Origin of the sequence: Lactobacillus sp. B4026, from assembly GCF_026535825.1 — a bacterium.
Taxonomy (GTDB): domain Bacteria; phylum Bacillota; class Bacilli; order Lactobacillales; family Lactobacillaceae; genus Lactobacillus; species Lactobacillus panisapium.
The window spans coordinates 260,346-272,861 of the sequence record NZ_JAFNPD010000002.1 but is presented as its reverse complement, the minus strand read 5'-3'; the positions used below and the strand labels follow the sequence as shown (position 1 = coordinate 272,861).

The following is a 12,516-nucleotide window of genomic DNA, read 5'->3' as shown; positions in this document are numbered from 1 at the left end:
AAAGTTAATATATGAACAAAGGTAACTTATTTTAAGATTGATCATTCTTATTCTTCTTTTATACTTATGCCAAAATAATTGGTATAATAGATATCGTATTTTGAGGTGATATTATGGCATTCGATGGATTATTCATTCATAGCCTATTAAACAGTATTAAGCCAACTCTCGTTAACGGTCGTCTTTCAAAAATATATCAGCCGTTTGAACAAGACCTGGTTTTAACATTTAGAAATGAACGTAAAAATTATCAGTTACTTATTTCTGCTAATGCGCAATATCCGCGGTTTTATTTAACTAAGAAAGCAATTGCGAACCCAGATAAGGCTCCGACCTTTGTGATGGTACTTAGAAAGTATTTAGAGGGCTCAATATTACAGGGGATTGAGCAAATAGGTGTAGACCGCATAGTTAATTTTCGCTTTAGTAATCGTAACGAATTGGGCGATCAGGTTCAGCTAGTTTTATCAGTTGAATTAATGGGCCGGCATAGTAATGTTATTCTTTACGATAATAGCAATGGTCATATCATTGATTTACTGAAGCGGATTAACCCTGATGAAAATCGGGCGCGTATTCTTTTACCGAAAGCTAAGTATGAGCTCCCTCCTCTTAATCCAGGAATTAATGGTTTTGATTTGAGCGAGCAAGAATTCAAGCAAAAAGCTGCTGTAAATGATCCTAGCGAATTTGCTGGTCAGATAAATGGTCTTGATCGTGATGATCGCTCCGAGTTAATAGGTTATCTTGAGGATGACTTTTCTTATTCCTCATTTAGGACTTTTATAAATCAATTTGATAAAAAAGGTGCTTTTGTACTATTAACACCTAGAAATAAACGTAAAATTTTTCCTTACCTTCCCTACCATTTGGATTTAGTTAAAGAAAGTTCTGATCCTGATTTAAATCATGCCTTAGATGAGTTTTATCTTTACCAAGCAAATCATGACTGGGTAAAACAAAAATCTAGCAAAATTGAACGTTTGGTTAAAAACGAACAAAAAAAACTGACTAAAAAAGTTGTTAAGCTCAAGAAGCAGCTAGAGCAAGCTGAAAACTCTGAAGGATATCGCATTCGCGGTGAAATATTAAACGCTAATTTGGCGCAGGTCAAACCAGGTATGACCAAAATTTCGTTGCCTAATTATTATGATAATAATCGGCCAATTGAGATTAAACTTGACGCTGCCCTCTCGCCTGCTCGAAATGGGCAGAAATATTTCACACGCTACAAAAAATTGCGTGATTCAATTAAGCATGTTAAAGAACAAATTGAGATTGCTAATGACAACTTACGTTATTTTGACTCAATTCAAACTGCTATTGATAATGCTGAACCAGAAGACATTGATCAAATAACTGATGAATTAATAAATCAGGGTTACCTTAAGCGACCACAAAAGCAAAAACGGAAAAAGAAGGTAACTGAACATAATTTGAACAAATTCAGGTTATCATCGGGTAAAACCGTTTTGGTAGGAAAAAATAATTATCAAAATGACTGGCTAACTTTAAAAAAGGCTAATAAAACCGATATTTGGTTTCATGTAAAAAATATCCCTGGTTCTCATGTCATCTTACAAGATGCTAATCCATCTGATGATGATATTTTAGAAGCGGCAGAAATAGCAGCCTACTTCTCGAAAGCCAAAAATTCTGCGCATGTTCAAGTAGATTACGTACAAGATAAGCGCGTAAAGAAACCAAACGGTGCAAGACCTGGCTTTGTCATTTACACAGGACAGAATTCAATTGAAGTTACGCCTGAAAAAGAACGTGTTTTGGCCAAAAGAATAGACTAAAAAAGTGATGACAATTTGTCATCACTTTTCTGTTGTAAAAATATTTAATTGTTAAATTGGTTGTGTAGTTAAAGAAAGAGATTCTAAAACTTTTAAAATCAATTCGGTAGTTTCGATACTCGAGAAAACCGGTACGTGAATATTTAGTGCTTCATCTCTAATCCGAATTGCGTCTTCGCTAGCAGTATCCGATAAATCCGTGATATTGATTACCATAACAATCTTATGCTGGCGTATCTTAGCTAACAAATTATTTGGATCAGAATGTACCTTAGTAACGAGTCCTGTTGTAATGCCAGCCTCAGCAAAATTATTAGCCGTTCCCTCAGTGGCAACGATTTTGAAACCTAAGCGATAAAATCGTTGCGCTAGTTCGGTCATTTTCGCTTTATCTTCATCACGAACAGAAATAAAAATTGTTCCATAGCTTGGGATACGCAGACCACTTGCTTCGTAGCCCTTAAACAGAGCCTTAGCTAATTCAGTATCTCGTCCCATAACAGAACCCGAAGATTTCATTTTAGAATCAAAGGTATTATCGCTATTATAATTGATGTAAGAAAATACGGGCATTTTAACGTAAATAAAATCATTAGATGGCCAAAGCCCATTTGGATAGCCTAAATCACTTAAATTTTGGCCGCTTAGAACTTCAGTGGCACATTGCGTAATGTCTTTACCTAAAGCCTGCGATAAAAATGCTACATTATGGCCAGCATAAGGCTTAATTTGTAAGAGATAAATATCATGATTAACGGTCAAAAAGTGTAAGGTAAAGATTCCCCGCATTTTGACTTTTTTAATCAGTTCAATTGCATAATAAGTTAGTCTCTTTCTACCACTGTCTGATAAATTTTGCGGTTTAAAGACGGCAATTGAATCAGAAGCATGAGAGCCTGTTTGCTCTAAGTGCTCAATTATTCCCGGGACAGTTACATTTTTTCCATCAGAAATAGCAGTAATCTCGTATTTATTGCCTTCAATAAAATGAGATAACGTAATTTTGGCTAATAAGTTTTCCTCTAAGTACTTGAGTAAAGCTGGCATATCATAGACAACCGCAGATTTTTGCTTAACGCCCTGATCATTAAAACCACCAATTAAGATTGGAAAACCATTATCATGAATGAATTCTTTAGCCTGCAGTCGATCCACGGTAGTGACTAATTGATTTTGTTTAAGAGTCTTCATTGGTAACTCAAGAACTTGCCTGATTCGTTTCTTAGGGTTAAGATCCCCTGTTCCCAAAACGTTTAAACCATTTTCAATTAGTCTTTTACTTAAAGAATTAATCTCTTTACCAGAAAATTGCAGCAAAACGTCTTTAATTTGTTCTTTTTCAGCTACATGAATAATACTTTCAACGGTAATTGGTTCGAAGTAAATTTTATCGGCTTTTTTGAAACGTGTTGCAACGGATTCATCATTATTAGAAATCAATACAGTGGCATAATTATTATTATGTAAAGTATCAATTGCATGGCTAATCATGTAGTCAAATTCGCTGGTTACGGAAACCTGAGATGGCAACATACCAATAACTAAAACCTTTTTTTGCGCGGTTAAAGGAACAGATTCATCTTGAACCCCAAAAGCACTGTAGTAAGCATGAACCAGGGGCTCATGTAGGCCAGCCGACCCATCAATTTGTAAATATGAAGGTTTAAGATGTAATTTTGCGATTCGCTTTTTTAAAGCCGTAATTGGAATGCCAGTTAAATCAGAAATTAGTACGTTGCGAAAGCCCCGTTTTTTTGCTTCAAGTAACAATTCATCTGTGAGCTCCCCTGTAGCCAAAGATTGACCAATTTTGACAATATGTTCAAATTTTTGGTAATAAATTGGATGAATGTTAATAATCTTTTGTAAATCCTGATAGGAAAAGCCGACAGCAATTGCTGCTAAAAGCTTAACTAGATGAAGCTCGTCTGGATGAACTAAATCGTAAATAATTTGTTCTCTATCTTTAGTGGTTTCATCATGAAAAACTTTAATTGCCGTTTTGACATTGACTGTTGAAGCTAGTCCTTTTAGAAAAGCAGATTCAAAATTTTGACCAATGCCGATCGCTTCCCCACTGGCCTGCATTTTATTACCTAAGGCATAATGATTACTACCAGATTGGGTTAACGACCAAAATGGCATTCTAATCGCAACCTTATCTTGAGCAGGCTCGATTGCCGCATTTAGACCAGACATTGGGTCAAAGATCTCGTTAAGGCGATAGCCAATGGCAACTTTGCATACAATGTAGCCCATGCTGTAAAGCCCAATTCTCTGCGACCAGATTGCACTTCTTGTAAGGCGCGGCTTAATTGTTAGTACTTTAACGGTAAATTTTGTTCCGTGGTGCTTGACAGCAAAGTGAATATTTAAGATACCGACTATTTTGAGTCCTTCCGCAATTTTTTTCGCAATTGCTCGTAGTTTTTGGACCTGATCATTATTTAGGGTCAAAGCCGGCATAACTGCCGCTGAGTCACCTGAATCAATCGCTACTGATTCAATCGTGTCAGCTAAACTGGTAAAAAGAACGTTTCCGTCACTATCGCGAATGATATTAAGGATTACTTCTTCCCATGAAGACAAGTCCTCAGTTAAACGGTATTGATTATAAGAAAAATCATCATTTTGTCGTTCATTTTTGATGTAATCAACCACATCTTGCGCACTGTCAAAAACAAGTTGCTTGTTATGGAAAAACTGCTCTTCTTTAATAAGCATTGCTGGAAAAACGATTCGTTCTGTCAACTGTTTTTCTAAATGCGTTGAGTCAAAGTCAGTTAATTTCCAATATTGGTTAACATCAATCTGATTTTGTTCAAGAAATGATGTCATCTTTTGCTGGTTGTTAATCATGAGAGCTTGCTCGTTAATAGTAAGCAAGCGAATTCCCATTTTTCCTAGAATACCGTCTTTAACTAAATCACGTGTAACTTTGATTCCCATCGTTGAGCCATAAGCAGAAATAATTGCATTAGGCTCTTCCATGCGAATTATTCTCTTTAGAAAGTCTAATGACATTGGCTCTAAATATACAGTTACGTGCGGTCTTTTGTCAGTTGAGACGGTTGCGGGGTTAGGATTAACCAAGACAACCTGAATATCTTCCTCTAAAAGAGCCTTAATCGCATCTGTAATTAAGATATCCGTTTCCGAAACATTACCTATCAAAGTTGGCCCAGAACCGATAATTAATACTTTATTTAAGTCGTTTTCTAAAGGCATAATTACACCATCATCTTTACAAAATCATCGAAAATTTCGAGTGCATCTAAGCTTCCTGGTGCCCCTTCAGCATTAAAAGCTGTTGCAATTACTTTGCTTTTCTTATTACTGAAACCAGCCAAAAGTTCACTGTGCAAGTCATAATATTCTTGCTCCATTTCCATTTGGACACTGTTAGGTAAAACAAGCTGGTCAATATTCATGGCCGTCTGCCAAATACGATTGGAATTCTGCTCAATAACCGGATAATTGGTCCCGTTAAATGCCTCTGGCAATTTTATTAATTCAAAGTTTAAATATGAACTAAGAGCCAAAAAGCCTAGTCCAATGCCCCATATGGGATAATTGCCAAAAAAGGTATCAAAGATAGGTTTGAGATTAGCGGCAACTTCTTCAACTTTGCCGGGGCCACCAGAAATAATGATTCCTTCAGGACGAAGATTTTTAATATCCGGGACGGAAACATCATACGGTAAAACGGTGGCGTTAATTTTTCTAAGAGATAATTCTCGCAGCATCGAGTGTTTGAGCCCAAGATCAATAACGGCCACTGTTTTGCCGACATTTGGAACTGCGTAGGCATTCTTCGTTGACACATTTGCGGACCGATTCTTTGGTAAAACAAGAGCCTTAATCTGATCAAAAGCATGCTCATCATTAGTATCCATGATGGAAGCCTTAATCGTTTTCTCTTTATTAAGCCGGTGCACCAAAGCTCGGGTATCGATGTTATAAATAGCAGGAATATTTTTTTCTTTTAAAAAAGAATCTAAATCCTGGAAATTCTCACTATCGGAAATATTCCGCGCAACATCATTGGCAATAATTCCTTTAACGGTGGGATTAATGCTTTCATAATCAATAGCATTAATCCCGTTACCACCAATCATTGGTGCAGTAAAAACCAAAATTCTACCCGCATTTGTAGGATCAGTTAGAGCTTCTTGATAACCAAAATTACCGGTTTGAATTGCTAATTCACCGGTTGAAATAATTGATGAGCCTAACCCCTCTCCTAGAAATGAACTACCGTCTTCGAGAATCAAATATCTTTTCATATCATCACTTAGTTTCTCTTAGTTCAGATAATCGCTGTTCAAAAATTTGTGGTGGATCAATCGAAAATTCAAGCCATTTTTGCGATGCCGGTTGCGTAAAGCCTAAAACCTGTGCATGTAAAAATTGCCCGTGCCCCTTCAATGTGTGCTGTGGTCCGTACAATGGATCGCCAGCGACGGGATGCCCAATGTAAGCTAAATGGACTCTAATTTGATGAGTTCGACCTGTTTCAAGCTGACATTGAATTAAGCTGTAGCCGTTAAACTGTTCTAAAACCTTGAAATGGGTTATAGCGTCTTTGCCGTTTTCAACTACTGCCATTTTTTTACGGTTATAATGGTCTCGCCCAATCGGGGCATCAATTAGACCGGAATTTTCGGTAAAATTACCATGAACAATTGCAAGATATAGGCGTTTATTACTTTTATTTGCCAATTGTTGCTCCAAACTTGTACGTGCATTGGCATTTTTAGCAATCATTAACAAGCCAGAAGTATCCTTATCAATGCGGTGAACGATCCCCGGACGAAAACCCTCGGGGCTAGCTGCTAAATCCTTGGTATGATATAAAAGCGCGTTGACTAGTGTATGGTCGGGATGACCTACTGAAGGGTGAACGACCATTCCTTGAGGCTTATTAACCACAATTACGTCATCATCTTCATAGACAATTGCAAGTGGAATATTCTCTGGTTCAACAGAAAGTGGCTTCAGTGCTGGAACAGTGACTTTGATTTCATCGCCCTCATGAACCTGATAAGAAGTTTTCTCTTTTTTGTCATTAACCAAAACGTGCTTTTCCTTAATCAGTTCTTTAATTCGTGTACGTGATAAAGAACTGATTTTCTCTGCAATAAATTTATCCAGCCTCGTGTTCTCATTTTTTACCTGTAAAAGATAATTTTCAGTCATGTTCTTCATCACTTTCATCGAAAAAGATTAGGTAGATAAATACTAGGATAATTCCGATAGTAATTGCAGAATCAGCCACGTTAAAAATATTAAAATGAATAAAATCAACTTGGATCATATCGATCACATATTTTAAATGGATCCGATCAATCAAGTTACCGAGAATACCCCCTAAAACCATGCTAATACCAACATCAAAAAGCTTACCCTGCTTTTGGTGTCTAAAAAGGTAATAGAGACAAACCAAAATAGCTACTACACTAATAATGTAAAATAGCCACATTTGTCCAGGCAAAATATTCCAAGCGGCACCCTCATTTTGAAGATAATTAAAAGATAAGATACCCGGAATAATCTGGTGAACCTCTCCAAGGGCATAGTTATTGGCAATGAAAAATTTTAAGCCTTGATCTAAACAAACAACAATTATAGGAATAATTAAGTATAAAAATTGCATAAATATTTTTAGAATAAACCACTTATTTTTCCGTTATTATCAACGTCAATATCAAGAGCAGCGGGATGTTTTGGTAAACCCGGCATGTCTAAAACATGACCAGTCGTAATTACAATGAACCCAGCACCGTTCTTTAAACTTGCACCCTTAACATGCAAGGTGAAATCAGTTGGTGCACCTAAAAGCTTTTGATTGTCAGTAAATGAGTATTGCGTTTTGGCAATAATAACAGGTAATTTATCTTTACCAATTTTCTCTAGTTCTTGAATATCTTTTTCGGCCTTATCGCTGTATTCAACGTCTTTAGCGTGATAGATCTTTTTAGCGACTTTCTCAATCTTAGTCTTAACCGGATCACTTTCGCTGTATGTTGTTTCTAACTGAGCTTGACCAGAATTAGCAAGATCGACTACTGCTTTGGCAGCCTCAACGCCACCCTTTGAACCTTGCTCATGGTAATCAACGACAATTGCATCAATTCCCTGCTCTTTGACCAGTTTCTGCAGCAAAGCTAATTCTGCTGGTGTATCGGTGGTGAAGTGGTTGATCAAAACAATTACAGGTACATGATAATTGCGCATATTATTCATATGCTGTTCAAGATTTTTAAATCCAGTACGTAAAGCAGCAAGATTTTCTTCATCTAAATGATCAGTTGTACCTTCAGCTTGATACTTCAAGGCACGGACAGTAGCGACTACTACACTCGCATCAGGCTTTCGTTCTAAGTGCTTAGAAACAAAATCCATAAATTTCTGACCGCCTAAATCGCTACCAAAACCGGCTTCTGTCAACGTGTAATCACTAAGATGCAATGCTAAGTTGGTAGCCATAACTGTATTGGCACCGTGAGCAATATTGGCAAAAGGACCACCATGAACTAAGGCTGGTGTGTGTTCAATTGTTTGAACTAAGTTAGGCTTCAAAGCATTTGATAATAAGGCCGCAATCGCGCCTTCGAATTTCAAGTCCTTAACGAAAACTGGTTGATCATCTTTAGTGTAGCCAACTAACATTAAGCCAATTCGCTTTTTAAGATCATCAATATCAGTGGCTAAACATAAAATAGCCATTAATTCATTTGCTACTGTAATTGCAAAGCTTGATTGGTGTTCAACACCGTTAAACTTTGATCCTTGGCCAACAGTAATATTGCGCAAACTGCGGTCGTTAACATCAATTCCGCGCTTTAGCACAATACGATTTGGATCAAGTCCAATTTCATTACCCTGGTAGATATAGTTATCAACCAAAGCTGCTAAAGTATCAATAGCGGCAGTCAGTGCATGCATGTCACCTGTAAAATGTAAATTGATATCTTCCATTGGAATTACTTGCGCTTGGCCTCCGCCAGTAGCGCCGCCTTTAAGTCCAAATACAGGTCCCATTGAGGGCTCGCGCAAAGCAATCATGGTTTTTTGATGCAATTGATTATTGATAGCGTCCCCCAGACCAATAGTCATGGTGGATTTACCCTCACCTGCTGGTGTTGGGGAAATAGATGTCACTAAAATCAACTTGCCCAAATGACCGTTAGCCATTGTCTTGTTAATAGCTTGCCAATTGATTTTGGCCTTATCAAAACCGTAAGGTTCAAGGTCATTTTCGCTTAAACCAACTTTTGCTGCAATTTCTTTGATAGGTAATGCGTGAGCTTCTTGTGCAATTTGAATATCTGTTTTCATTGCGCATGCCTCTTTCTATTTAATTTAGTTAATGAATAATTTTATATTGTCATTTTAGTTATTTGCCTTTTCATATTAGAATTTAGGTCCCACCTTTTTATTAATCAGGTTCAATTATACCAAATTTTTCCCCATAAATACTTTTTTATAGAATATCTGGTGACAAATTTTAGTTTCAATATAGAATTAATCGACACTAATAAATAATTGTTGTTTAATTTTGTTTTTCGATGCGCAATAATAGGTATTTTTCTAATTCAGTTACCTTAACTTGATAAATTGTTAACCAGTTGAAACGGCTAATCAGTTGAGGTTGCTTGTTTTCATTAATTTTTCGCTTAAATGGTAACTTTAAGCAATTATTTTGCCAATAAGAATTGAAGTAGGTGTATAACACCAGTAAAAAGAAAAGTATTCCTGTGATAATTGCGGGCCAATTAATAGCTTTTGTACTCTCATAAGCGAAAATTAAGCAGAGAAAAAGCACCACTAATAGCCAACTGTAATAAATTAAGCCTACTCTACCTAAGATCATAAAATGCTTTTTTTTCATAAAACCTTCTCAATTAATAATTAAGTTTGACAGATAAATTACTGTGATCGGTCGTATCATAAAGAGTTTTTAAATATTTACTAAAACGGGGATGATCGGCCACCAATGCTTTAAATTCAGGCGAAGCATATAAATCATGTAGCTGCTTTTCACTAAGATGGTTGTGTCCGGTAAAGTAGTTATAATTCATTTCAATGAACAATTGATTTATTTTGTTCAGTCTAGATGATTTTTGATTAGCCAAAGAATCTTTCTGCTTTGAATTCGTACTGAGATTACGTAGCTGAATATTTTTTAAATATTGGTGAAAATTAGTTAGTAACGGATTCTGGCGCTGTTCAGCGCTTAAATACGGCGTCATGTCAAATGTCTGTCGCTGATAAGTTAAAGAAGTTGGGTCCAGCTTAACAATGCCATATGCTTGGTCGTAAGAGCAAAAGCTTGAAGTTACGATTTCAGTCGTTGGTGTTCTGTCTTGCGGACCAACGATATTTTGTGCATGAATATGCCCAGAAAAGGCTGCTTTAATTTCATAATCTTTACATAGTTGTCGCAGTAAAGGTGCATTATTTAACACAAAGCCACGATTAACTGCTGGATTATGAACATAAAGATTGTGATGCATAAAAAGTAGCGGTCGCAAATGATGCTTTTTTGCATAAGTTAGCTGTTTTTCTAACCAAACAATTTGCTCTTCGCTAATTTGTCCTTCGGTCGGAGGAGCACCGATTGCTTCACGCTTGCCGTAAATATTGGAATCTAAAAGTAACAATAAGTATTGCGGATTAAGCTGGACACTATAGCCAAGAGAATAATGGTCTTGACTGAGTGCACATTCATAAGATGAACTAAAAATCCTTTTCCAATCGGTTGGACTAATCTGCTCGGTATAAAGCTGCTGTTCTTCTTTGAAAATCCGTGCCCATCCATCATAAATATCATGATTGCCCGGAATGACAAGTAATTTCGTTGCAGTTAAAGCACTAAATATTTCTTGGAATTTTTTGGCTGACAATAATTCACCGTTAAAAGTGACGTCACCTGTCACAATGATTGCGGCTGGCTTTTTATCATTAACCAATTGGCAAAAGGCACTAAGCGCTATTTCTTGGTAGGCCAGGTCTTTACCTTGACTGGTTTTTTGAATTTCTTGAAAGGCCGTTTTATCATCATGGAGACAATCTGCAATCAAATGAGTGTCAGTAATAATCCAAAATTCAGTGTTTAACTTGTCAGTAATCATTTTTTCTTTGCCCAATATTGATAGAAATCAACCCGCAAATTGCCGTTAAACAGCTTCCGTTTTTTGGTCGCTTTTTTACCAAAAAATTCTTCAAAAAGGGGATCACCGACTAAATAATATTGACTAAAGTCATCATATTTGAGCAAGGCCTCGCCCATCTGCTGGTATAACTCTTCAGCGGATTTCTTTTCTTTTAATCGCTTACCATAAGGTGGATTTGCAATAATCACACCATTTTTCAAATCAGTAGCAAAATCTTTTACAGCGACCTGTTTAAAATAAATGTCTTGCAAAACGCCAGCATTATTGGCATTTAATTTAGCAATTTCTAAAATTGACTGATCAATATCACAAGCCCAAATTGGTTGCTCAAGTGGTTTTACTTGCGTGCGCGCTTCTTCTACAGCTTCCTCATGCAAAGATTGATCAAACCAATCAAAGCCATCAAAAGCAAATTTACGCCAAGAACCTGGCGCAATATTTCTGCCAATTAATGCGGCTTCAATTGCCAAAGTTCCGGAACCAGTCATTGGATCAATTAACGGATGACTACCATCATAAGGTGTCAGTTTAATTAAGGAAGCACCAAAATTTTCTTTTAGCGGTGCACCACCATGCTCAATTCGGTATCCCCGTTTAAATAAACTGGCACCAGTAGTGTCAAGAGAAATTCGCGCAACATCTTTATAAATATGAATATCTAGCGGATACTCATTACCACTTTCCGGTAAAAATCCACGGCGATGGTATTGATCTGACATCTTATTGACAATTGCTTTTTTGACAATTGACTGTATGCCTGGTTCTGAATGTAATTTAGATCGAACTGCCCTTCCCTGAACTGGGAATTTGGCATCAACAGGTAAAAGTTCTGCCCAATCAATATCATATACTTGATTGTAAAGAGTATCGAAATCTAATGCTCGGAATTCTTTAAGTAAAATTTTTACCCGATCAGCAGTTCTAAGCCAGAGATTGGTTTTAACAATATCTGCCTGATCGCCTTTAAAAAAGACCCGACCGTTTTCTGTCTGTGTTTGGTAACCTAACGATTGTAATTCTTTGGCAACAACGCTCTCAAAGCCTGCTCCCATTGTCGTATATAGTTGATATTGCTTCATTATTACTTCTTTCATTCTTTAAAAAAAGCGTTGAGCCCTTTGAAAAGCTCAACGCTGCCAGTGCAAATTTTTATAAGCCACGTTCTGTTCCAGTAATTTTGGCCAAATTACCTTTAGCAGCCATCTATCTTTGCTATTAATAGCAATCCAACCTTTAGTTCAATTCCCTAGGTTGAGACGCCCCCACCAAATTTGGGTTGCACGCTCGCAGGGTTTACCTCGTTCCACCAAGAGCGTTTCCGCTCAAGCTTCGTCACTGTGGCACTTTTCAGAATAATCATGCATATCAAAAAATGACTTAGCACTTTTTTCGCCGTAATTGTAACCAATTCTTTAGCTTATTGGGCTAAATACGAACACTACAAGCTTCGCAGCCTGTGCGTGCGTGGACTTTCCTCAGCTCAGTCAATAATAGACCAAACCGCGACTGCTCAAAATTTGCACCATTAAAAATTA

At 36.9% G+C, this 12,516-nt stretch carries 9 protein-coding genes and 1 other RNA gene; 1 reads left to right on the top strand and 9 read right to left on the bottom strand.

Annotation, left to right across the window (positions count from 1 at the left end; genetic code table 11):
• The first annotated feature begins 113 nt into the window (after positions 1-113).
• Positions 114-1,802 carry an Rqc2 family fibronectin-binding protein gene (locus tag J3U69_RS03190; RefSeq protein WP_267413007.1) on the top strand — a complete coding sequence of 563 codons (1,689 nt, stop codon included), beginning with the start codon at positions 114-116 and terminating at the stop codon, positions 1,800-1,802.
• Between the two features lie 51 nt (positions 1,803-1,853).
• On the opposite strand, the gene J3U69_RS03185 is transcribed toward J3U69_RS03190, so the two are convergent.
• The 9 genes from J3U69_RS03185 to rnpB all read right to left on the bottom strand — a co-directional run bounded on the left by J3U69_RS03185 (position 1,854) and on the right by rnpB (position 12,499).
• Entirely contained in the window at positions 1,854-5,030 is a 3,177-nt protein-coding gene (locus J3U69_RS03185) for a carbamoyl phosphate synthase large subunit (RefSeq protein ID WP_267413006.1), read from the bottom strand.
• Between the two features lie 2 nt (positions 5,031-5,032).
• Positions 5,033-6,088: a carbamoyl phosphate synthase small subunit gene (locus tag J3U69_RS03180; protein WP_220221136.1), complete on the bottom strand. Its 1,056-nt coding sequence runs from the start codon at positions 6,086-6,088 to the stop codon at positions 5,033-5,035.
• Between the two features lie 4 nt (positions 6,089-6,092).
• A complete protein-coding gene (locus tag J3U69_RS03175) occupies positions 6,093-7,001 on the bottom strand; it encodes an RluA family pseudouridine synthase (protein WP_267413005.1) in 909 nt (302 codons plus the stop codon).
• Complete coding sequence (lspA, locus tag J3U69_RS03170; RefSeq protein WP_103751619.1) at positions 6,994-7,458, bottom strand: signal peptidase II; 465 nt, start codon at positions 7,456-7,458, stop codon at positions 6,994-6,996. Before lspA ends, J3U69_RS03175 begins: the two co-directional genes overlap by 8 nt.
• An 8-nt stretch (positions 7,459-7,466) precedes the next feature.
• Complete coding sequence (locus J3U69_RS03165) at positions 7,467-9,143, bottom strand: formate--tetrahydrofolate ligase (RefSeq protein WP_267385323.1); 1,677 nt, start codon at positions 9,141-9,143, stop codon at positions 7,467-7,469.
• Positions 9,144-9,357: 214 nt separating this feature from the next.
• Positions 9,358-9,696 carry an acyltransferase gene (locus J3U69_RS03160; RefSeq protein ID WP_103751621.1) on the bottom strand — a complete coding sequence of 113 codons (339 nt, stop codon included), beginning with the start codon at positions 9,694-9,696 and terminating at the stop codon, positions 9,358-9,360.
• Positions 9,697-9,709: 13 nt separating this feature from the next.
• On the bottom strand, positions 9,710-10,939 hold the full coding sequence (locus J3U69_RS03155; protein WP_267413004.1) for a metallophosphoesterase family protein: 1,230 nt from the start codon (positions 10,937-10,939) through the stop codon (positions 9,710-9,712).
• On the bottom strand, positions 10,936-12,060 hold the full coding sequence (locus J3U69_RS03150) for a THUMP domain-containing class I SAM-dependent RNA methyltransferase (protein WP_220221141.1): 1,125 nt from the start codon (positions 12,058-12,060) through the stop codon (positions 10,936-10,938). The genes J3U69_RS03155 and J3U69_RS03150 overlap by 4 nt, the downstream gene beginning before the upstream one ends.
• Before the next feature lie 68 nt (positions 12,061-12,128).
• Positions 12,129-12,499, bottom strand: an RNA gene (gene rnpB / locus J3U69_RS03145) — RNase P RNA component class B.
• Positions 12,500-12,516 lie beyond the last annotated feature (17 nt).